This window comes from Bacillus cereus group sp. Bc031, from assembly GCF_027716265.1.
In the GTDB taxonomy this organism is placed as follows: Bacteria; Bacillota; Bacilli; order Bacillales; family Bacillaceae_G; genus Bacillus_A; species Bacillus_A paranthracis.
Genome location: NZ_JAQFUL010000033.1, coordinates 22,526 through 44,746, shown reverse-complemented (window position 1 = coordinate 44,746; position 22,221 = coordinate 22,526). Strand labels below are relative to the sequence as shown.

The following is a 22,221-nucleotide window of genomic DNA, read 5'->3' as shown; positions in this document are numbered from 1 at the left end:
ATAGTATAAAAGATGACGTAACATAACTTTCAAGCTACTTTGTCAAAAATAATCCAAGCATAAATTTCTCACAAAAAGCAAAAATTAACAGAAGTAACTTTATCTAAAAGAGGTGGAAATTATGACAGAGCAAAAAGAACAACAAAAGAGTACGGATCAAAAGCATATGTTTCCATCACTTCCGGAAAACATTAATTATATCGAAAATAAGCTCTGTCATTCAGACGATATAAAAAAATTAGATCTTCCTTTCCAAAACGGCAAAGGAACAATCTTATATATCGAATCTGTAGCAGACCCGAATTTAATTCACCAATTAGCTCTTGAACCTTTATTAACTCGGTCCGATTTATCTTTAGATAAAGCTTTTGCCACATTAAGTATGAAGAAAGAAACAAATTTAAATTACGGTGTGCAACTTTTATTACAAGGCAAATCATTATATTTTCATGAACAAGTCGACAGTTTTTGTATTTTCGAAACAGCTTTATCTTTAAAGAGAGATATAGCAGAGCCTGATAATGAAGGTATTGTACGTGGACCACATACTGGTTTTGTAGAAGATTTAGCAACCAATTTAGCTTCCATTCGTAAACTCATAAAAAGTCCAAATATCGTCGTTAAATATTTCACACTTGGTGAAGAAATGCATACGAAAGTGGCAATTGCTTATATGCAAAACATAGCGAATGACGATTTAGTTACAGAAGTAAAAAGAAGGTTAGAAACGATTAAGACAGATGCACTTATGCCTCCGGGATATATACAAGAATTTATAGAGGATACGTCTTTCTCACCATTTCCGCAGCAATTAAATACAGAGCGTCCAGATAGAGTCGCAGCAAATTTAATGGAAGGACGAGTTGCTATTTTATCTGATGGAGATCCAACAGCGCTTATCGTTCCTGTTACGTTATTCGCTTTCTATCAATCACCAGATGATTATAATAACCGCTGGATTGTCGGTTCTTTCGTCCGAATGATTCGCTTAGTGAGTTTTTTGATTGCTTTTCTCTTACCAGCTATATATATCGCAACCGTAGCCTTTCATCCTGATGTATTGCCACTCGAACTTGTGTATACAATTAAAGCTTCATTAGAGAAAGTACCACTTCCTCCTATTTTTGAAGCTCTCTTAATGGAGCTAATTTTCGAGTTATTACGGGAAGCTGGTATTCGCTTGCCGAGCAGAGTTGGACAAACAATCGGTATTGTAGGCGGTTTAGTAATTGGTGATGCAATTGTAAAAGCCGGACTCGTTTCTTACACAATGATTATCGTTGTAGCTTTAACTGCAATCTCATCTTTTCTCGTTCCATCAAACGATATGAGTTCAGCAGTTCGGATTCTTCGATTTCCATTAATGCTCCTTGCTGCCCTATTCGGATATGTAGGAATATCGTTCGGTCTCATTATAACTTTCGTTCATTTATGTCAGCTTCATTCTTTTCATACACCATATCTTTCTCCTGTTGCACCAATGCGGATTAAAGATATGAAAGATTCTTTTGTCAGACTACCAATTTGGTCATTTTGGGAACGACCACATGATCCAAAACCGAAAAAAATGCAGCGCCAACATGTAACGAGAGAGGATGAGGACGGTGACAAACACGCAAAGTAAAATTTCGTTAGTTCAATTTACCTTTTTCGTTATTCAGTGCCAAATCGGAGTAGGCATACTTTCTCTACCGAACCGCCTTCACCCGATTGCTAAAGGCGGTGGGTGGATTTCTGCACTCATCGCTGGGCTTGCGATTCAGCTTATTATTTTACTTATGTGGCTTTTCTTAAAACGATTTCCTGATGCAGATATGTATGAAAGTGTTTGTATGCTATTTGGGAATAAGTTTGGAAAACTATTAGGTTTTGCTTATGTTTTTTATTTTACCCTTATTGGTATGACGGTTATGTTGAATGCTTGTAATGTCATTAAAGTGTGGATATTACAAGCAACTCCTTGGTATGCCATTCTCATACTATTTACAATAGCTTGTTGTTATGTAGCTTATAACACTTTTAAAGTCATCGTACGATTTTATGTCATGGCCTCTATTCTCATTTTACCAATGGCTCTTTTAATCGCCTTAGGACTCACGCGAGCCGATTTTTCTTATATTTTTCCAATTACAGAAGCTGGATGGTGGAATATTATTCAAGCATCTAAAGAAACAATTACAGCTATGTATGGTTTTGAAATTATTCTTATCGCTTTCCCCAAAGTAAATGGGGGTTCTATTGCAAAACTAAAGGCAATTTCTATCGCGAATGGATTTGTAACCCTTTTTTATACTTTTACTGTTTGGATTTGCTTTATCGTATTTAGTCCAAAACAAATTGAGCTTATTCCAGAACCAGTTGCTTACTTATTACGATCCTTGCATATCGGGATTATAGACCGAACTGATTTACTATTCATACCAATTTGGATGATAACAGTTGTAGCTTCTATCGCTAGTTATTACTGTGCTGCTTCTATAGGAATTGGACATATATTCAATCTTGGTAATCATAAAAAGGCTGTCCCAATCGTTGGTATTATTGCTTTTAGTATAGCCCTATTTATCGATACACCTGAAGAATTAAAAGTGATTGCAACTTTCACAGATAAGTTCACCTATATTTTCATCGTTGTCCTCCCTCTTTTATTTCTACTTTATTCAGTAATAAGAAATAAGAAAGGAGAACAGTATGTTCAAAAAAAGAGTTAAATTACTTTTTGTATTATGCACTAGTGCATTCCTTGCTGGCTGTTGGGATCAAGAACCATTAAGGGAAGCAAGGTTAGCTTATAGTATTGGATCTGATATTACGGAAGAGAATCAACTCCAGCAAACAATTGAGCTCGTAAAAAGTTCAAGCGGCGAACAATCTTCATTCGAGAATGAAATACATTCAGCAACCGGGCATAACATAAGAGATACAAGCGATGCACTGAAAAAAAATGTAACGGGAAACATTCGTTATTTCAAATATGGTGTTCAATTACTAGGAACAAAAATTTTTAAAAAAGGTATACTACCCTATTTAGATGTCAGCTTTCGGGACCCAACAAACCCAACTGCTTTAGTAAAACTTATTGCAGTAGATGGTGAAACATCTGAGATACTAGAAAAAAAGAAAGTAGGAAATTTACTAATTGGAGATTTTCTAAAGAAAAAAGTGAAAAGCTTAGAAGATATGAGTGTATTTCCAAAAGAAACTTTAGAAACAGCTGCTACAAAAATGTTAGATCCGGGTAAAGACTTTACCCTCCCTTCTATAAAAATAAAAGGACAAGAAGTAATTACAAACGGATTAGCTTTATTTAACAATGATAAATTGACCGGGCATTTACCTTTAAAACAATCTGTTTTATTCGTATTATTAACTGGAAAAATGGGAACAAGTGCCCGTATAACCCAAAAGCTTACTAGCGATGAATCCGAGAAGACATCTGACTATTTAACAATGGAAGTGAGCAATCGGAAATTAAAACGAGACTTAAAAATAACAACAGATAAAAAAGGAAATGTTTATGCTCACATTAAGCTTCAATTAAAAGTTATAGCCCTTGAAGCTCCGAGAGATAATCTTTACAAAATGGATGAAAGAAAAAAACTAAATAAGGAACTATCCAAACAGCTCACGAAAGAAGCGAAAAAAATAACGAAAAAGTTACAAAAGGCAAATTGTGATGCTTTCGGAATTGGTAGACATCTTATCGCTTATCATCCTGACCTATGGAAGAAAAAAATTGGAATAAAGATTATGCAAAAGTAAAATTTAAGCCTGAGGTAGAAGTAAGCATTTTGTATAGTGGTGTCTTAAAATAAAAGGTTGTATGCCACGCAGGCATACAACCTTTTATTTCGTATATCGATATACAATTGATTCATATGGTCTTAAGTCAAGGTTTGTAATATCCTTGCTGGAATCCTTATAATTCGACAGTAATACTTCTTGTTTCATTCCATCTAATTGAACGTGCGCTGGTATAGAGTACGTTATTTCCTCTCCATAGAAGTTATTGATAACAAGTAGCACTTCACTTTCTGTAGTACGAGTATATGCCCAAATTTTAGGATCATTTTCATCCAAAATAGCATATTCTCCTTCTGTAATTACATCATACGTTTTTCTAAGTTCTATTAACTCTTTATAATGATAAAATACAGACTCTTTATCTTCTAATGCCTTCTCTACGTTTATTTCTTTAAAGTTTTCAGCTACTGAAATCCAAGGTGTACTTGTTGTAAAGCCACTGTTCATCTCTTCATTCCACTGCATTGGAGTACGGGAGTTGTCACGAGATTTTTGTTTTAAAATCCCGATAATCTCTTCTTTTGATAATCCTTCTTCCAACTTTATATCATATATATTTAACGATTCCACATCACGATATTGTTCAATAGACTCAAAATTAGGATTCGTCATACCGATTTCTTCGCCTTGATAAATATAAGGTGTTCCTTGCAACATATGCATAGCCGTTGCTAACATTTTTGCAGATTCATTTCTATACTTCTCATCATTACCGAAGCGTGACACAATACGAGGCTGGTCATGATTACACCAGAATAACGCATTCCATCCCCCGCCCTTTTGCATTTCAATTTGCCAATTAGACATAATCTCTTTTAATTTAATAAAATCAAAATCAGCCTTCGTCCACTTATCACCATTCGGATAATCAACTTTTAAATGATGGAAACTAAACGTCATACTTAATTCATTACGCTCAGGGTTTGAATATTTAATACAATTATCAATTGTCGTAGATGACATTTCTCCAACTGTAATTACATCTTTACCTTCAAAAACATTTCGATTCATTTCTTGTAAATATTCATGAACACGTGGGCCATCTGTATAATATTTACGGCCATCGCTTGTCGCCGTACTTCCATTATCATTTAAGAACTGTTGATCTTTTGAAATTAAATTAATAACATCTAATCGGAATCCAGTTACCCCTTTATCAAGCCAAAAGCGCATCATATCATATACTTCTTCACGAAGTTTTTCATTTTCCCAGTTTAAATCTGCTTGTGTCTCATCAAATAGATGTAAATAATATTGCTCTGTCTTCTCATCATATTTCCAAGCAGACCCACCAAACTTAGATTGCCAATTATTTTTTTCATCACGCCAAATATAGTAATTACGATATGGACTATTTTTATCTTCCTTCGCTTCTTTAAACCACTTATGCTCCGTCGAACTATGATTTACAACGATATCAAGCATAATTTCAATGTTACGTGCTTTTGCTTCTTCTAAAAGCTCTTCAAACTCTTCCATCGTTCCGTAAGATGGATCAATATTGTAGTAATCACTTACATCGTATCCATTATCATTTTGTGGCGATTGGTATATCGGTGTTAACCAAATATAATCTACTCCGAGTTCTTTTAAGTAATCTAGTTTTTCTGTAACCCCTTTTATATCACCGGTTTCTTTATTGTAATAGCTATTAAAGCTCTTCGGATAAATTTGATAAACTACACTTTTATGCCAATCCTTCATGTTTAACTTCCTCCTACTTCTGTTTTACTCTTTTTGCAAATAACCACGTTAACGTGAATGGGATGACAACTGCGATAACCATTCCTACAATAAACATTGGAATCGATTTCGGAATGATAGAAATAAATGCTGGTAATCCACCAATTCCGATAGCAGGTGCTAATACACCATTTAATGTAATGAATATCGCCGCCACAGCCGATCCGATAATCGCTGCATAGAACGGGAATTTATTTCGTAAGTTTACACCAAACATAGCCGGCTCTGTGATACCGAAATATGCCGAGATTGCTGATGTCGATGCCATACTTTTATCATTTTGATTTTTAGAAATCCAGAACATCGCAAGTGCCGCACTACCTTGCGCAATGTTAGAAAGAGCAATCATTGGCCAAATGAATGTACCACCGTGTTGTGCAATTAATTGTAAATCGATAGCAATAAACATATGATGCATACCTGTAATTACAAGTGGTGCATACAATGCTCCAAATAATACCGCTCCAACTACTGGTACTGTTTCATATACACCTACTAATCCTACTGTTAATAAATCTCCAATATGACGTGTAACCGGACCAATAATCCCTAATGCTAATACACCTGTCACAACGATTGTTGTAATTGGTACAACTAATAATTGAATTGCATTTGGTACATGTTTCTTTAAAAAGATTTCTACTTTACTTAATACAAATGCTGCTACTAAAACAGGTAAAATTTGTCCTTGATATCCTACCTTCTCAATTTGGAACAGTCCTAAAATATTGAAGTACTCAATCTTTTGACCATCTAAACCAGTCGCTGCTTTTCCATAGTCCCAGGCATTTAATAAGGCTGGGTGCACAAGCATTAATCCCATAACAATCCCTAGTATTGGACTACCACCAAAACGTTTTGTTGCTGACCACCCGACAAGTGCCGGTAAGAATACGAATGCTGTATTGGCCATCATATTAATTAAATCCCAAAGCCCGCCTAAGTTTGGATACACATCTAATAAATTTTTCCCATCAAAAAATAAGTCCTTTGCGCCTAATAGATTGTTAATACCCATTAGTAAACCAGCTGTTACGATTGCTGGTAATATCGGCATAAATACATCTGAAAATACTTTTACAAACTTTTGAGCTGGATTTAACTTTTGGTTTCCAGAATCTTTTACATCAGCTACTGTCGCTTCCTTCATACCTGCAAGCGTTATCAATTCAGCATATACTCGATCCACATCTCCTGGACCAATTACAATTTGGAATACCCCAGCGTTATGAAACGCTCCCTTTACTAATGAAACAGACTGCAATTTATCGTTATCTATTTTACTTTCATCCTTTAAAGCGATACGGAGTCTCGTTACACAGTGCGCAGCTTGTTCAATATTGTCTTTCCCGCCAATATACTGCAACACTTCCTCTGCTGTTTTACGATAGTCTTTCCCCATATTCCCGTCCCTCTTTTCTTTTTTTGATACCGTTTACAATTACATATTAACTCGTATATATAAGTTAGTCAACACTCGTATATACGAGTTTGTCGTTTTTTTATAAAAAAAGAGATGAAACATTACGTTCCATCTCCTTATTTTCTCCGCGCCACATCCGAAAAATGAAAAATATCTAAGCGGTGGCGGGATTCTGTATATTCGAACTGACTTCCATCATACAAATGCGTAAAGTTTTTCACGACAACAACATAATCTGTTCCATTTAAATCTAAATACTTTCTATCGTCCTCTGTACATGGTTGCACTTCAATTACTCTCTGTGAGTAACTAATATGAAGACCTAGTTCTTTCTCAATATATTTATAAATGGACCCCGCTGCAATTTCACTCGTTAATCCAGGAATATATTCCGATACAAAATGATTAATATCCAAAATTACTTTTTCTCCATCAATATTTCGTACGCGTTTAATATGATCTATGTCTGTTTTCTCTTTCACATTTAATAGCTTTGCAACCTCTTTTGTCGCTTTTACTTTCTCCATTTCCACGACTTCTGTAATACAATGGCGTCCTAAACGTTCATTTTCTTCTTGGAAACTTACAATACCACCAAAGTTGAATTCAATGTTTTTTCGCTTTAAAACAAAAACACCTTTTCCGTGTATTTTTTGAACATATCCACGTTCTTGTAATAAATCTACAGCTTTTCTTACAGTACCGCGGCTCGCTTCATATTGCTTCATTAATTCAGTTTCTGATGGGATTTTGCATCCCTCTTTTAATTGCCTATTATCAATAGAATTACTGATTTCTGTATAAATTTGTTCATACTTACTCATCATCTACAATAGCCCCTTGTCACCTTCTAGTTCTATATGTATTATACCATGCTACACTCTTCTGCCAATCTCTCACTTATTTTCCAGTATAGGAAAAATAAAGGTAAATATTTAATCTCTAAAACGTATTTTTATAAAAATTTTTATATTTTTCTTTTCATTCAAAAAAACATGTAGTATACTAACTTCAAAATCAGAGGAGAAAGGGAGCAAAGAACTATGCTTACTTATACAACAATTGTAGTTACATTTGCACAAAAACATCATCATCATACGTAACCCTTGAAACCTAGCGGAAAAATTACGCGTAGGTACAAGGGTTATTCCCGTTGTACCTACGCTTTGGCGAAGAGCCATGTAGGTATTTTTTATCTACATGGCTCTTTTTTTATTGCCAAAAAGCTAGTAAAAAATGATGTTTAAGCAAATATTACTACAAAGGAGTTAACAAAAATGGAAACGAAAAAATGGGGATTATGGATTTTAACAGCTTTTGTTATCGGGAATATGGTTGGCGGTGGCGTATTTATGCTCCCAGCAAATTTAGCACAAGTATCAGGTCCAATGGGTTCTACACTTGCATGGAGTATTACAGGACTTGGTGTATTTATGATTGCACTCGTATTTGGAAATTTAGCAATCCGAAAACCAGAATTAAAAGCGGGGCCACAAAGCTATGCTCAAGCGATGTTCCCTTCAAAAAAAGCGGGTAAAGTTGCAGGCTATAGTATGGCATGGGGATATTGGGCTGCGAACTGGGCTGCAACAGCATCTGTTATTATTTCCTTTGCTGGATATTTATCAACATTCTTTCCAGTTTTACAAAGTAAGCAAATTCTCTTTTCAACGAACGGATTTTCACTAGAACTTGGAAAAGGATTAACGTTCCTCGTATGCAGCCTTATGTTATGGGGAATTCAATATATTCTTTCTCAAAATATTGATCGTGCTGGAAATATGAATCTTCTTGCTACTATTGCAAAAATTATTGGATTTACAATGTTTATTGTAATCACATTATTCATTTTCAATGCCTCTAATTTCGGAGATGGGCAAACATTTATGAATGAAGCAGGACAATCCATTTCTTTAGGTGGACAAATCAATTCAGCTGCTATTGCAACACTTTGGGCGTTCATCGGTATTGAATCGGCTGTCATGCTTTCTAATCGTGCAAAATCTCAGCGCGATGTAAAAAAAGCTACGATTTTCGGATTAATTATCGCTCTTCTTATTTACATGTCAATTACGCTACTTACAATGGGCGCTCTCCCGCAAGATGCTTTAAAAGAGTCTCAAAAACCATTAGTAGACGCATTAAATTTAGCAATTGGCAATAAAGGTGCCTATATCATGGCTCTACTTGCACTTGTATCTTTATTTGGATCTACAGTGGGCTGGATTGTTGTTAGTTCAGAAGTACCTTATCAGGCTGCAAAGAACGGACTTTTCCCTAAGCTTTTCGCGAAAACGAATAAAAAGGGTAGTCCTTCAAAATCATTATTGATTACAAATGTAATGACGCAGATTTTCTTGTTCTCAACGATTTCTGGTACCGTATCAGAAGCTTATAATTTCGCTATCGTTGTAGCAACATTAACTTATTTAATTCCATACCTTGTTTCTACGCTGTACCAATTCAAATTAGTTATTACAGGAGAAACGTATGATATAATGCCTGGCTCTCGAATAAAGGACGGCATCATTACTACATTAGCATTCATATATTCTATTTGGGTTATCAAAACGGGAACTGCTGATTTAAAAACGTTCTTCTTAGGAATCGGATTGTTCGTATTAGGTCTTATTCTTTATCCTGTACTAATGAAAGACTCACAAAAAATGAATTAAAAAAGGAGAAGCTTCTGGCTTCTCTTTTTTATTAGAAGTCTATAATTAACTTTTCCTTTAACTCTGCTACAGATAAAGGTTTTGCATAATAAAATCCTTGTACATAATCACAGCCCATCGATTTTAATAAGCTTTCTTGCTCTACTGTCTCTACCCCTTCAGCAACTACTGCTAAATGTAAGCTATGGGCAATTTCAATAACAGATTTTACAATCGTTCGCTCTGGCTGTGCATGATCATAATGAAATTCACGAATAAAATTACGATCAATTTTTACTATATCCAGCGGTAGTTGTTTTAAATAATATAAGGAAGAATAACCCGTTCCGAAATCATCTAAAGCAATTAAAATACCCATATTTATTAATTCTTGTAATGTAGCAATAATATAATCAAAATGACGAACAGCAATGCTTTCCGTTATTTCTAAAATTAAACGATTTGCGGGAAATCCAGTTCTCCTTAAAATGCTACGTACAGATAAAATAAAACGCTTTTGCATTAATTGTTGTATGGATAAATTCACAGATAACTTTAGTCCTTCTTCATACTCTGGCAATGTTTTAAACAAGCGACATGACTTTTCTAATACCCAGTCTCCTAATTTTATAATAAGTCCAGATTCTTCAGCTACTGGGATAAATTCGCCTGGTGAAATAGGTCCTTCTTCTGTCGAACAACGCGCTAAAGCTTCAATACCAGTATATTTCTTCGTTTTCAAATCAATAATAGGCTGCAGTGCCACATCTAACTCTTCATCACGAATTGCCTTTTGCAAAGCAAATTCAATTTTCATTCTACGATTTATTTTCGCACGTAACTCATCTGTAAAGAAACACGCTGCATTTCTTCCCTGTTCTTTCGCACTATACATAGCTAAATCTGAATTCTTCAATAGGGTTTCTACATCTTGTCCATCTTGAGGATATGAGCACAGTCCTAGACTAGCTGAAATGTATACTTCATGACCTTCAAGCATAAATGGTGCCTGAAAGCATGACAATACAGATGTCGCTAGCTGCCTCATCTCATCTTGTGTATGATTGTTTGTTAACAACACAAATTCGTCGCCACCCAGCCTAGCCAGAACATCTTTCTCTCCTAGCACATAATGCAACCGTGAAGCAACTTCGCTTAAAAGTAAATCTCCTATCATATGACCTAGCGTATCGTTTACTAATTTAAAACGATCCAAATCAAAATAAATCATACCAAACTCTTTTTTATCTGCAATCAATTCGTTAACAGTCGTTATTAATTGTAAACGGTTCGGTAAACTCGTTAAAGCATCATGATACGCAAGCTCCCTATAACGACTTTCACTTAACCGCAACCTCTGTTCTGCTTCTTTCCTACTACTAATATCATTTCGGATCGCAATAAATTGATATGGCTCTCCTTTTTCATTTAAAAATGGAACAATTGTTGTTTTAACCCAATAATATGTACCATCTTTTGCTTGATTTCGAATCTCCCCTCTCCATACTTTTCCGCTCAAAATACGCTTCCATAGCATTTGAAAAAATGTTTTCGGATGATGTCCTGAATTTAAAATACGATGATCTTTCCCTATTAACTCTTCTCGTGTATATTTGGAGATTTCACAAAACTTATCATTTACATATGTAATAAGACCCTTTCGGTCTGTAATCGCAACAATTGAAGACTCATCTAATGCTAACTTTAAATCTCGCAATGAAGATTCATATAATGCATGACCTCTTTGTTCTAGCATGCGCATCTCTCCTTGCTTCCTATCTGACTAAAACACAACTTGTTTCTTTTCATAGAAATAGAGATATTTCATTTCCTAATAATTATCCTTTACATACATCACGTTTTGAAATATGTCGATTAAAATAACATAATATTATTTGTAATAAAAAGCAATATAATACCTTTTCAATTATACGTAGCAGTTTCTTATAGCTAACTCTATACAACTCTTCAAGAACATATATATAAAGTGAAACTTTAATCAGTGGGGAGTGTTGATCTCCGCCTAACTTCCTTGCTTCCGCTGAATTTTGAGGTGGGGGGCTTACTACCCTTTAATGCGGGATAAATTAAAATTATTATATATGTTTTTTGAATTATAATAACAAAATATTAACATATTTTCACCTTAATTTTGGAAGTATTTTATAAATAAATACTTTATTAAACAAAAAAAGAGGATAGCCTCTTTTTTTATTTAATACGGATATGTTGTTTGTTGATACCCCGGATATGGTGTTGGATATAGCACTGGATATGGCGCTGGATAAGTTACTGGGTACGGCGCTGGATAGTATCCTCCACCTGCTGCACCCGTTAATGCACCTGCTGTAAGCCCACCTAACACACCTCCAGCAAAACTTCCAGGGAAAAATCCACCGCCCCATGAGCCGCCACCCCAGCCCCATCCACCTCCGTGATGGTGATGATGATCATGGTGATTGTGCCCACCATGGTGGTGATGTCCGCCGTTATGATGGTGCCCTCCATGATGATGATTACGATAATACAATCCGTTATTTTCTATATAATTCATATTTCCCCTCTCCTTTTCCATTTTCTCATCTTAATAGGTATTGTAAGAATAATATGGATCTTGTTGGTAACCTGTATAATAAGAATAATCCGAGTAATACGGATAACCATATCCGCCATAACCAAATCCAGGGCTGAGTAATGCTCCTGCTACAAACCCTGGAAAGAAACCTCCACCAAAAAATGGTGAATGTCCAAAACCACCATGAAAACCTCCGTGACCGAAACCACCACCGTGACCAAATCCTCCAATTGGACGACCATACATTTTATTCACCTTCCTTTTCTCTTTAAAAACGTAACAATACACTGTATGTAGGACAAATGCGGAAAGTATGGGGAAATACCTACATTTTGTAAAAAACAGAAAACACTTTATAATAAAGTGAAACTTTAATCAGTGGGGGGGCTTACTGCCCATTAAAGTGGGATAAAAATGTCACATTACATCCGCTATTTAGGAAGTCTATATTGAAGAAAGATTAGAGGAATTATATAGAAATGAAGAAACCTATTGTCCAATTACTATTAATATTTACAATTGTATCTATCGTTCTTTTCCTATTAAATACATCGTATATTTCGTTATATACATTTGTCGGCGTTCTCTGGTCCATCACAATTGTAGGAATTTCATTCGTTATTTTTATCGAAAATAGGTCTCCTCAAAGTACCTTAGCGTGGTTTTTAGTATTAGCACTTCTTCCCGTTGTAGGTGTACTTTTATACTCTATTTTCGGGCGTAGCCGTTGGAGAAGAAAAAAGCATCTCCACCGTTCAGAAGAACAAAGAAAATTATTCCGTGAAATATTAGAAGGAAAACGACTAGAGTTATCACTCAAAGTCCCATTAAGTGAACGCTCTACCCATTTAACAGAAGTTGTACAAAAATTTGGAGGCGGGCCTGCCGCAGATAGAACAACTACAAAACTTTTAACAAACGGAGATCAAACATTTTCAGCAATTTTGCAAGCTATCGAGCAAGCAAAACATCATATACATATTCAATACTATATTTATAAATCTGATGAGATTGGTACAAAAGTTCGGGATGCTTTAATAAACAAAGCAAAAGCTGGTGTTATTGTACGCTTCCTTTATGATGGATTAGGAAGTAATACGTTAAGAAGACGCTTTTTAAAACCTATGAAAGAAGCTGGGATTGAAATTGTTGAATTTGATCCTATTTTTTCAGCTTGGTTACTTGAAACCGTCAATTATCGTAACCACCGTAAAATCGTCATTGTAGATGGAGAAATCGGTTTTACTGGAGGACTTAACGTCGGTGATGAATATCTTGGCCGTTCAAAAAAGTTTCCCGTTTGGCGTGATAGTCATTTAAAACTCGAAGGAAAAGCGTTATATAAATTACAAGCAATTTTTCTAGAGGACTGGCTCTATGCATCTAGTGGTTTGAAAACCTATTCTTGGGATCAATTTATGAATAGACAATACTTCCCAGGTAAAGAAATTTCAAGTGCAGAAGGTGCCGTGCAAATTGTAGCAAGCGGGCCAAGCTCAGATGATAAGAGCATTCGCAATACATTATTAGCTGTTATGGGCTCGGCAAAAAAATCTATTTGGATTGCTACACCATACTTTATTCCAGATCAAGAAACTTTAACATTATTACGTTTAAGTGCAATATCTGGCATAGATGTACGCATTTTATATCCTGGTAAAAGTGATAGTATTATTAGTGACCAAGCATCTCAGTCCTACTTCACTCCACTTTTAAAAGCTGGTGCCTCCATTTATAGTTATAAAGATGGCTTTATGCATGCAAAAATTGTACTTGTTGATGATAAAATTGCAACAATCGGAACAGCAAATATGGATGTACGAAGCTTTGAATTGAATTATGAAATTATTAGCGTACTGTATGAATCAGAAACTGTTCATAATATTAAACGTGATTTTGAAGAAGACTTTAAGCATTCCACTGAAATTAAATGGAACGCTTTCCAAAAAAGAAGTATCAAAAAACGAATATTAGAGTCTTTTATGAGGCTCATTTCTCCTTTACTATAAGTAATCAATGTACAATTGATTGCTTTTTCTTTTATATTTGTCCCCTCTCCTTTTCTTTGCATACCATATTAAAACAAGTTATCATAAGATGTATTACTTTATGAAAATAATGTTAGGTGGGACATACATGTTAGAACAATTTCATATACATGCTGATTTAAAACAGCAGCTTTCTACAATTCACGAAAAGAATAAACAAGAAGCTGGTGAAAATGCACATTTAATCGGTACAAAAATATATAAAGCATCTGATAATAGCATTATCGAAGATGCCATTACAGCACTTCTTCTTGGCAAAAATATTCTATTAAAAGGGCCGACTGGTAGTGGTAAAACCGTACTAGCTGAAACACTTTCTTCTTTATTCCAAAAACCAATGCATAGTATTAACTGTTCTGTCGATTTAGATGTAGAAGGTATTTTAGGATACAACACACTACAAACGAAAGATGGCGCATCTGAAGTTACATTCGTTAACGGTCCTCTTATGAAAGCAATGAAGAACGGCCATTTCCTATATATTGATGAAATCAATATGGCAAAACCTGAAACGTTACCACTTCTTCACGGTGCATTAGATTACCGTAAAATGATTACAAATCCATTTACACAAGAAGTTGTATACGGTGATGATGAGTATCGTGTAATCGCAGCAATTAATGAAGGCTACGTTGGAACAAGTGAACTAAACGAAGCGTTAAAAAACCGTTTCGTTATTATTGAAGTTCCCTACATCCAAGGTGATACATTAAAAGAACTATTATTAGCAGAATCAAAACTAAAAGATGTTACAACAATTGAAAAGTTCGTTGCATTTGCAAGCGATCTTATGCCTTTAGCTCGTGATGGCCGCGTAAGTGAAGAAGCAGCAAGTATTCGTGGCATTATCGATGCATGTGATTTAGGTGTATATATTCCCGTTATGCGTGCAATTGAACGTAGTATTATCGCAAAATTAAACGATGAAACAGAACAAATGACTGTCCGTGAATTAGCAGAAAGTTATTTCTTTGAGGGATAATTCATGAGACAAATTTTTAGTGACAAAAAAATTGATGCGTCGCTGTTTCTACAAATGGAAAACTTAATGTATGCCCTTCTCAAAGAAGATGATGCCTACCTTGAGTATGGCTATAAAGCATACTACGACGAAATTGAAAAAAAGGTTGTCATTAGTCACTTTTGGGATGATCGAAAAGAAGAGGATACAGTAATCGGATTAAAAAGCGAAGTGTTTTTAAAAGCACTTGGTAATAAACATTACTCGGACATGACTTTAATTCGTTCTTATGCAATTGAATTGCAAGAATCACCCTTAAAAAAGTTTTTAACACAATTATTTGTTCTATTAGAAGATTTACGTGTTGAGGAAATCGTAAAAAACTTACGCCCTGGCACAAAGCATGTTTTTAAAAGAAGAAAAGAAATGTATCGCAATTACTTTAGCTCACAAAATGAAATCAATCGTGTTCGTAACTATCACGGTGATCGTCTATTTTGTCTATGCTATCTTTCATTAACGAGCGATAAATATGAAATGTTTAATAATGAATATTTCGAGCAAATTGAAGCTATTTTGCATGAAACATTCCAAGCTCGTAATACGGAAGATATTATGTATATCGTTGAGAAAATTCGCTATCGCTTAGAGGAGCTTCTTGAAAGTGATATGCTGAACAACTATTTCGGGCATGCACCGCTTTATTTATCTGTCATTGCAGATGAAAAAAACTGTCGCGTCGAAGATTTAGCAAACGATGATACGCAGCTCATAGATGACGATGAAAATAAAAACAAAATGGATGAAAGCTTCTCAACATGGCACCGTGAAAATAAAAACAATGAAAACGAGAACTTTTTACGCTTTGAATTAGAAAGCGGAACAAAAACAAATATGATGGGTGACACTGCTCGCGAATCAGAAGATGGCGACCAAGCACTTGGCTCTGTACAAGGTACTTCTCAAAAAAGTACACAATCTAACTTTGATGGTGCTGACACAAAAGAAGCAAGAGCTTCTCACGCTTCTAGTCAAAATGATGGTGCATATGGTAAATATAACACTGGCGCTTCTCATACATTTAAAGAAGCACGTAAACCAAATCCTGATGAGAAAAAGGATTACCAAGCTATCAAATCAGTCGTTAATAAAGATGTAAAAGAATTAAAGAAAATTATCGAAAAAACGATTGAAAATAAAACGAATGCAAATAGTGATAAATATTACGGAAGACTTCGTAAGAAATTCCTTCGTATTTATACTGAAAAGCAGCCTCGCATGTTTTATAAAAAAGGGCAAGAATCACAAGAGCTCGACGTTGCATTCCAACTATTAGTGGACTGCTCTGGTTCTATGTATAACAAAATGGAAGAAACGAAAAAGAGTGTGGTCCTATTCCATGAAGCGTTGAAATCTTTAAAAATCCCGCACGCTATTAGCGGATTTTGGGAAGATGCTTCTAGTGCGAAACCTGAAGATAAGCCGAACGTTATCCATGAAGTTGTAACGTATAAAAACTCAACGTTACCAAACGTTGGTCCAGAAATTATGCAGCTTCGCGAAGAAGAAGATAACCGCGACGGATATATTATTCGTATCGTTTCTGAAAAGCTTGCAAAAAGACCAGAAAAACATAAATTCTTACTTGTCTTCACAGACGGTGAACCTTCTGCGCTAGACTACCAACAAGACGGTATTTTAGATACGCATGAAGCTGTCAAACTTGCTCGTAAAAGTGGTATGGAAGTAATCGGAATTTTCATCGAAGAAGGCGAAGCGAAAGAAGCAACTTATCAATTAATGAAGAACATTTATAACCATCACTTCTTAGTTGCAAATCACGCTGAAGATTTACGTCTGAAGATTAAACCACTATTGAAAAAGTTATTACTGAAGACGATTGAATAGAAAAACAGGAGCTTTGCGCTCCTGTTTTTTTCTTTCAATCACTTTGTTTCTGGCTGAAACTTGTATGGAATGGCTACTGCTAATAATGAATCAAATCCTCCATCGTAGAATGGGAATCGTTCATTTGCGATTGATCGATCCACCCACTCTATTGCGGAAATTTCCTCTTCATCTTCTGCCATAAGTTCCCCTTTTACTACACTCGCTCGGAATGTAAATAATAGTGCATGATTCCCTGATTCTTCAAAGAATTTTTCGTTAATCGCAACAAGTCCACCTGCCATAGCCGTTAAACCTGTCTCTTCGTTTACTTCCCTTACTAGAGCTTTCTCTAACGTTTCACCCTTTTCAACAGCCCCACCCGGCAATGACCAAACATTTTGTTCTACATTATGTACCATTAATATTTTATCTGTTTCTTCGTCATGTATTAGTGCATATACGACATCAACTCTTTGCATGTTGCTTTTCTCCTTCAATTAACTCATCCATTGTAAATAAAGAATGTAGTTGTAAGCCATCTTCTAATAAGTTTTCTCTTCCTTCTTTTGTTCGTTCAATTACGCCTAAAACATGATGTACATTCACGCCTAGTTCTCTTAAATCTTTCGTGCTTAATAGTATTTGACCACCTGTCGTAATAACATCTTCAACAACACAAACATTTTTCCCAGCAATATCAACGCCTTCTGCTAACTTGCATGTACCGTACTTCTTCGCTTCTTTTCTTACAAATACAACTGATATACCTGTTTGTAAAGATAATGCTGTTGCTACTGGAATTCCTCCCATCTCTAAACCTGCCAGCACTTCTGTCTCAGGAGGAATGAGCTCTTTCAATTGTTTAGCAATTTCTACTAGCAGTACTGGATTAGATTCAAATAAGTACTTATCAAAGTATTGATTTGATACTTGTCCTGATCGAAGCTTAAATGTTCCCGTTAAACGTGACGTATTGTAAATTTCCTTTGCTAACTCCCATTTCTCCATTTCTTGTCTCCCCTTTACACACAAATTAACTCATTCTATCACGCTTGTAATTATTTGTATATTCCTAAAATACAAATAAAAAGAGTCGATTCCTAAGAATCGACTCTTTTTATTAATTCATCACTAACTCAGCTGTGAGCTTTTTTTTTAACTTAGCCAACATGTCCGTTGTCATTTTGTCTAAATCGTATTCTGCTTTAAAGCCCCACTCTTTCATTGCTGCTGTTGCATCAATAGAGTTTGGCCAACTATCAGCGATTGTTTGACGAGCTGGATCTACAGCGTAGTCCATCGTAAACGCCGGGATGTGTTTACGAATTGATGCTGCGATTTGCTCCGGCTCAAAGCTCATTGCTGTAATATTGAACGCGTTTCTATGCACAAGTTTACTTGGATCAGCTTCCATTAATGAAATGATTGCTTGTAAAGCGTCTGGCATATACATCATATCCATGTATGTTCCTTCTGCAATGTATGAGGTGTATGTGCCTTTTTTAATCGCCTCATAATAAATTTCAACTGCATAGTCAGTTGTTCCGCCTCCTGGAGGAGCTACGTAAGAAATTAAGCCTGGGAAACGGACACCGCGCGTATCAACGCCAAACTTTTGATGATAGTAATCACATAATAATTCCCCTGCTACTTTGTTTACCCCATACATCGTAGTAGGACGTTGAATTGTATCTTGTGGCGTATTATCTTTCGGCGTTGATGGACCAAATGCACCGATAGAACTTGGCGTGAAAAACTTACAGTTTAATTCACGAGCTGCTTCTAATGCATTTACAAGTCCGCCCATATTTAAATTCCATGCAAATAACGGATTTTTTTCTGCTGTTGCTGAAAGTAAAGCTGCTAAATGAATAATTGTATCTACTTCATTACGCTTTGCGATATCATGTAGTTTTTGTCCATCTGTTACATCTAACGTTTCAAATGGACCAGACGTTACTACTTCACTATCTGTTTCACGAATATCTGTTGCAATAACATTTGATGCGCCGTATACATCACGAAGTTTCATTACTAGTTCAGAACCAATTTGCCCTAAAGAACCGGTTACTAGAATTTTTTTCATTTTCCCCACTCCTCATTTGCAAGCTATTCAAAAGATGTCTTTACTTAAATGATGCCCATTTCTTTCCCTACTTTTTCATACTTACGAATTGCTTCATCTAACATTTCTTTCGTATGAGCTGCTGTTGGCATATTACGAACACGTCCTGTTCCTTTAGCTACAGTTGGGAACACGATAGATTTTGCATATACGCCTTCTTCATTTAGACGTTTACTAAATTCTTGTGTTAATACTTCGTCACCAATAATACAAGGTGTAATTGGCGTTTCACTTTCTCCGATGTTAAAGCCAAGTTCTTTTAACCCTTGTTTTAAATAGCGACCATTTTCCCATAAACGATCGTGCAACTCTGTGCTTTCCATTAAGATTTCAATTGATCTCATGCAAGCTGCAGCATCAGCTGGTGTTAATGCTGTAGAGAATAAGAATGGACGTGAACGAACTTTTAACCAGTCAATTAAGTTTTGTTTCCCTGCTACATATCCACCAATTACCCCAATTGCTTTTGATAATGTACCAATTTGGAAATCAACTTTATCAGACAGACCGAAGTGCTTTACAGTTCCTGCCCCTTTACCAAGTACACCTGAACCGTGTGCATCATCTACGTATGTCATTAAATCTAATTCTTCCGCAATCTCAACAATTTCTGGTAGTTTTGCAACATCTCCATCCATTGAAAAGACACCGTCTGTAATTACCATTAATTTATTGTAAAGTCCTGATTCTTTCGCCGCGATTGCTTTTTGGCGTAAATCTTCCATATCAGAATGTTTATAAACAATAATTTTTGCTTTTGATAGACGACTACCATCAATAATAGAAGCATGGTTTAACTCGTCTGAAAGAATCGCATCATTTTTATCCATAACAGCTGAAATCGCTGCCATATTACAATTAAATCCTGATTGATAAGCAATCGCTGCTTCTGTATGTTTAAACTTTGCAATTGTTTCTTCTAATTTAATATGCAAATCTAAAGTACCGTTAATTGTACGAACCGCTCCTGCTCCAACGCCGTACTTATGAATTGCACCAATTGCAGCTTCTTGCAAACGGCTATCTGTTGCTAATCCAAGATAGTTGTTTGAAGATAAGTTAATATATTCTTTTCCGCCAATTGTAATGATCGGTCCATTTGAACTTTCGAGCGGATCAATTACGTTATAAAGCCCCTTTGATTTTAAATCCTCTAAATTTTCTTCTAAAAATTTCGCAAGTGTTTTACTAGACATCGTGAAGCCTCCCATCGTTCATGTAAGCGAATTATTGTCTTAATAGTTCTAATAATCCCTCTACTAGCTTAACACGTTTTCAGAATTTATTATAGAAAAATAGTTTAAAGTAACCGCTTACAATTCTAGATTATATATGATTCATTACAAGAAATCTATCATTTACTTTTCATATTTGGTAGAATAAAAAAATATGTAAGGGGGCTTCAATCATGGCATTTACTGAATCTGATGTATATAATAACGAAGCGTTTTTTGAACAATATATGAAACGAAGATACCGAGAAAATAGCCCAAATGAATCACTTGAAAAACCAGCCTTCTTTCAACTCATTGGTGATGTGAAAGGAAAGAAAATTCTCGATTTAGGCTGCGGTGACGCAAAATTTGGCAAGGAATTATTAGAAAAAGACTGCCACTCTTACACCGGTATTGAAGGCTCCGAACTTATGTATGAAAAAGCTAAAAAACAACTAGAAAACAAAAATGGCGCCGTTCATTTTTTAAACCTCAAAGACTACACATACCCTCCTTCTACTTTTGATTTAGTAACATCTAGACTCGCCTTACATTATATCGAACATCTTACTATCATTTTTCAAAATGTGTACGAAACTTTAAAGACAAATGGAACCTTTACTTTTAGCGTTCAACACCCTATTATTACCTCTTCATTTGAAAGCTTGCAAACGAGCGGGAAAAGAACGAACTGGCTCGTCGATGATTATTTTAAAATGGGTAAACGCGTTGAACCTTGGATTGATCAAGAAGTTATTAAATATCATCGTACAATGGAAGAATATTTCTCATTATTACAACAAACTGGATTTACGATTACAAACATAAAAGAAGCTACACCAAACCAAACTTATTTTCAAAATACGGAAGAATATGAACGACGTTTACGTATTCCCCTCTTCCTCTTATTCTCTTGCCGAAAATAAAAAGACGATGAACCCCTCATCGTCTTTTTCATTATCTCATTGCCTGAGCAACCTCTTTACGTACACGTCTTCCTTTTCCATGCGGAATACAAAGTGGCGTCCCAAATAATGGATCTGTACTGATTTGACACTCCATTCGGAATACATCACGTACTAGCTTCTCATCCACTACTTCTTCAGGTTTACCTTGTGCATATATTTGTTTATCTTGAATGGCCACAATATTATCTGCATAACGGCATGCTAAATTTAAATCGTGTAATACCATGACAATTGTTCTTTGTTCTGTTTCATTTAATTCGAATAATAAATCAAGCACTTCAATTTGGTGAGTCATATCTAAATAGGTAGTAGGCTCATCCAATAAAATAATATCTGTATCTTGTGCAAGCGTCATTGCAATCCAAGCACGTTGACGTTGTCCACCTGAAAGAGCATGCACATCACGCTCAGCAAATTCTGTCATCCCTGTTGCTGCAAGTGCTTTCTGTACCATTTCCTCATCTTTTTCTGACCATTGCTTCAGCCATGTTTGATACGGATAACGTCCTTGCTTTACAAGTTGCAATACTGTAAGCCCTTCTGGCGCTTGCGGTCCTTGCGGTAAAATTGCCATTTGACGAGCGATTTGCTTCGTTTGCATATTTTGAATGGCTTGACTATCTAACAAAATGTCACCAGCTGTTGGTTTTAATAATCTAGCTAGTGAACGTAATAAGGTTGATTTCCCGCAACCGTTAGAACCGATAAAGATGGTAATTTCACCTTTTGGAATTTCTAAATTCAACTCATCAATAATAATTGTTTCACCGTAAGACAACGTCAAACGTTTCGTCTCCAATGCTTTTTGCATATTCA

The 22,221-nt window shown here is 35.5% G+C and carries 18 protein-coding genes and 1 pseudogene; 8 read left to right on the top strand and 11 right to left on the bottom strand.

Annotation, left to right across the window (positions count from 1 at the left end):
• Window positions 1-121: 121 nt before the first annotated feature.
• The 3 genes and pseudogenes from gerKA to gerKC all read left to right on the top strand — a co-directional run bounded on the left by gerKA (window position 122) and on the right by gerKC (window position 3,815).
• Window positions 122-1,624, top strand: a complete 1,503-nt coding sequence (gene gerKA / locus PDQ33_RS14665; RefSeq protein ID WP_270756007.1) for a spore germination protein GerKA — start codon at window positions 122-124, stop codon at window positions 1,622-1,624.
• Window positions 1,605-2,711: a GerAB/ArcD/ProY family transporter gene (locus PDQ33_RS14660; protein ID WP_000185780.1), complete on the top strand. Its 1,107-nt coding sequence runs from the start codon at window positions 1,605-1,607 to the stop codon at window positions 2,709-2,711. The genes gerKA and PDQ33_RS14660 overlap by 20 nt, the downstream gene beginning before the upstream one ends.
• Window positions 2,692-3,815 (top strand): annotated as a pseudogene (gene gerKC / locus PDQ33_RS14655) (spore germination protein GerKC). The gene PDQ33_RS14660 and the pseudogene gerKC overlap by 20 nt, the downstream one beginning before the upstream one ends.
• A gap of 31 nt (window positions 3,816-3,846) precedes the next feature.
• Here the strand turns inward: gerKC and treC are convergent.
• The 3 genes from treC to treR form a co-directional block, all read right to left on the bottom strand.
• A complete protein-coding gene (gene treC / locus PDQ33_RS14650) occupies window positions 3,847-5,508 on the bottom strand; it encodes an alpha,alpha-phosphotrehalase (RefSeq protein WP_076872617.1) in 1,662 nt (553 codons plus the stop codon).
• A gap of 13 nt (window positions 5,509-5,521) precedes the next feature.
• Window positions 5,522-6,949: a PTS system trehalose-specific EIIBC component gene (gene treP / locus PDQ33_RS14645; protein ID WP_000513947.1), complete on the bottom strand. Its 1,428-nt coding sequence runs from the start codon at window positions 6,947-6,949 to the stop codon at window positions 5,522-5,524.
• 137 nt (window positions 6,950-7,086) lie between these two features.
• Entirely contained in the window at window positions 7,087-7,797 is a 711-nt protein-coding gene (gene treR / locus PDQ33_RS14640) for a trehalose operon repressor (RefSeq protein ID WP_000987250.1), read from the bottom strand.
• Between the two features lie 450 nt (window positions 7,798-8,247).
• Between treR and PDQ33_RS14635 the strand changes: the two genes are divergently transcribed.
• Window positions 8,248-9,645, top strand: a complete 1,398-nt coding sequence (locus PDQ33_RS14635) for an amino acid permease (RefSeq protein WP_270756002.1) — start codon at window positions 8,248-8,250, stop codon at window positions 9,643-9,645.
• A 31-nt stretch (window positions 9,646-9,676) separates the two neighbouring features.
• Here PDQ33_RS14635 and PDQ33_RS14630 read toward each other — a convergent pair whose 3' ends face one another.
• The 3 genes from PDQ33_RS14630 to PDQ33_RS14620 form a co-directional block, all read right to left on the bottom strand.
• Window positions 9,677-11,380: a putative bifunctional diguanylate cyclase/phosphodiesterase gene (locus PDQ33_RS14630; protein ID WP_270395447.1), complete on the bottom strand. Its 1,704-nt coding sequence runs from the start codon at window positions 11,378-11,380 to the stop codon at window positions 9,677-9,679.
• A gap of 459 nt (window positions 11,381-11,839) precedes the next feature.
• Entirely contained in the window at window positions 11,840-12,178 is a 339-nt protein-coding gene (locus PDQ33_RS14625; protein ID WP_001106391.1) for a hypothetical protein, read from the bottom strand.
• 30 nt (window positions 12,179-12,208) lie between these two features.
• Entirely contained in the window at window positions 12,209-12,445 is a 237-nt protein-coding gene (locus tag PDQ33_RS14620; RefSeq protein ID WP_000274352.1) for a hypothetical protein, read from the bottom strand.
• Window positions 12,446-12,678: 233 nt separating this feature from the next.
• Here PDQ33_RS14620 and PDQ33_RS14615 point away from each other — a divergent pair, with 233 nt between their 5' ends.
• The 3 genes from PDQ33_RS14615 to PDQ33_RS14605 all read left to right on the top strand — a co-directional run bounded on the left by PDQ33_RS14615 (window position 12,679) and on the right by PDQ33_RS14605 (window position 17,116).
• Entirely contained in the window at window positions 12,679-14,208 is a 1,530-nt protein-coding gene (locus PDQ33_RS14615) for a cardiolipin synthase (RefSeq protein WP_076872618.1), read from the top strand.
• A gap of 127 nt (window positions 14,209-14,335) precedes the next feature.
• On the top strand, window positions 14,336-15,229 hold the full coding sequence (locus PDQ33_RS14610) for an ATP-binding protein (protein ID WP_000892979.1): 894 nt from the start codon (window positions 14,336-14,338) through the stop codon (window positions 15,227-15,229).
• A gap of 3 nt (window positions 15,230-15,232) precedes the next feature.
• Complete coding sequence (locus tag PDQ33_RS14605) at window positions 15,233-17,116, top strand: vWA domain-containing protein (RefSeq protein ID WP_001248871.1); 1,884 nt, start codon at window positions 15,233-15,235, stop codon at window positions 17,114-17,116.
• 38 nt (window positions 17,117-17,154) lie between these two features.
• Here PDQ33_RS14605 and PDQ33_RS14600 read toward each other — a convergent pair whose 3' ends face one another.
• The 4 genes from PDQ33_RS14600 to PDQ33_RS14585 form a co-directional block, all read right to left on the bottom strand.
• Window positions 17,155-17,577 (bottom strand): NUDIX hydrolase, encoded by a 423-nt coding sequence (locus PDQ33_RS14600; protein WP_001189958.1) that lies wholly within the window; start codon window positions 17,575-17,577, stop codon window positions 17,155-17,157.
• Window positions 17,564-18,106, bottom strand: coding sequence for an orotate phosphoribosyltransferase (gene pyrE / locus PDQ33_RS14595; protein ID WP_142243824.1), 543 nt, complete (start codon window positions 18,104-18,106; stop codon window positions 17,564-17,566). The genes PDQ33_RS14600 and pyrE overlap by 14 nt, the downstream gene beginning before the upstream one ends.
• Window positions 18,107-18,218: 112 nt before the next feature.
• On the bottom strand, window positions 18,219-19,184 hold the full coding sequence (locus PDQ33_RS14590; RefSeq protein WP_000723136.1) for an L-threonine 3-dehydrogenase: 966 nt from the start codon (window positions 19,182-19,184) through the stop codon (window positions 18,219-18,221).
• A 44-nt stretch (window positions 19,185-19,228) separates the two neighbouring features.
• Window positions 19,229-20,419 carry a glycine C-acetyltransferase gene (locus tag PDQ33_RS14585; protein WP_000095906.1) on the bottom strand — a complete coding sequence of 397 codons (1,191 nt, stop codon included), beginning with the start codon at window positions 20,417-20,419 and terminating at the stop codon, window positions 19,229-19,231.
• Between the two features lie 212 nt (window positions 20,420-20,631).
• On the opposite strand from PDQ33_RS14585, the gene PDQ33_RS14580 reads away from it, so the two are divergent.
• Window positions 20,632-21,363: a class I SAM-dependent DNA methyltransferase gene (locus PDQ33_RS14580; RefSeq protein WP_076872620.1), complete on the top strand. Its 732-nt coding sequence runs from the start codon at window positions 20,632-20,634 to the stop codon at window positions 21,361-21,363.
• 31 nt (window positions 21,364-21,394) lie between these two features.
• Here the strand turns inward: PDQ33_RS14580 and PDQ33_RS14575 are convergent, their stop codons facing one another.
• Complete coding sequence (locus PDQ33_RS14575; RefSeq protein ID WP_001167952.1) at window positions 21,395-22,216, bottom strand: ABC transporter ATP-binding protein; 822 nt, start codon at window positions 22,214-22,216, stop codon at window positions 21,395-21,397.
• Between the last annotated feature and the right edge of the window lie 5 nt (window positions 22,217-22,221).

Coding starts and splice junctions, on each gene's coding strand:
- gerKA (WP_270756007.1), top strand. CDS start 122: ATGACAGAGCAAAAAGAACAACAAAAGAGTACGGATCAAAAGCATATG.
- treC (WP_076872617.1), bottom strand. CDS start 5,508: ATGAAGGATTGGCATAAAAGTGTAGTTTATCAAATTTATCCGAAGAGC.
- treP (WP_000513947.1), bottom strand. CDS start 6,949: ATGGGGAAAGACTATCGTAAAACAGCAGAGGAAGTGTTGCAGTATATT.
- treR (WP_000987250.1), bottom strand. CDS start 7,797: ATGATGAGTAAGTATGAACAAATTTATACAGAAATCAGTAATTCTATT.
- PDQ33_RS14635 (WP_270756002.1), top strand. CDS start 8,248: ATGGAAACGAAAAAATGGGGATTATGGATTTTAACAGCTTTTGTTATC.
- PDQ33_RS14630 (WP_270395447.1), bottom strand. CDS start 11,380: ATGCTAGAACAAAGAGGTCATGCATTATATGAATCTTCATTGCGAGAT.
- PDQ33_RS14625 (WP_001106391.1), bottom strand. CDS start 12,178: ATGAATTATATAGAAAATAACGGATTGTATTATCGTAATCATCATCAT.
- PDQ33_RS14620 (WP_000274352.1), bottom strand. CDS start 12,445: ATGTATGGTCGTCCAATTGGAGGATTTGGTCACGGTGGTGGTTTCGGT.
- PDQ33_RS14615 (WP_076872618.1), top strand. CDS start 12,679: ATGAAGAAACCTATTGTCCAATTACTATTAATATTTACAATTGTATCT.
- PDQ33_RS14610 (WP_000892979.1), top strand. CDS start 14,336: ATGTTAGAACAATTTCATATACATGCTGATTTAAAACAGCAGCTTTCT.
- PDQ33_RS14605 (WP_001248871.1), top strand. CDS start 15,233: ATGAGACAAATTTTTAGTGACAAAAAAATTGATGCGTCGCTGTTTCTA.
- PDQ33_RS14600 (WP_001189958.1), bottom strand. CDS start 17,577: ATGCAAAGAGTTGATGTCGTATATGCACTAATACATGACGAAGAAACA.
- pyrE (WP_142243824.1), bottom strand. CDS start 18,106: ATGGAGAAATGGGAGTTAGCAAAGGAAATTTACAATACGTCACGTTTA.
- PDQ33_RS14590 (WP_000723136.1), bottom strand. CDS start 19,184: ATGAAAAAAATTCTAGTAACCGGTTCTTTAGGGCAAATTGGTTCTGAA.
- PDQ33_RS14585 (WP_000095906.1), bottom strand. CDS start 20,419: ATGTCTAGTAAAACACTTGCGAAATTTTTAGAAGAAAATTTAGAGGAT.
- PDQ33_RS14580 (WP_076872620.1), top strand. CDS start 20,632: ATGGCATTTACTGAATCTGATGTATATAATAACGAAGCGTTTTTTGAA.
- PDQ33_RS14575 (WP_001167952.1), bottom strand. CDS start 22,216: ATGCAAAAAGCATTGGAGACGAAACGTTTGACGTTGTCTTACGGTGAA.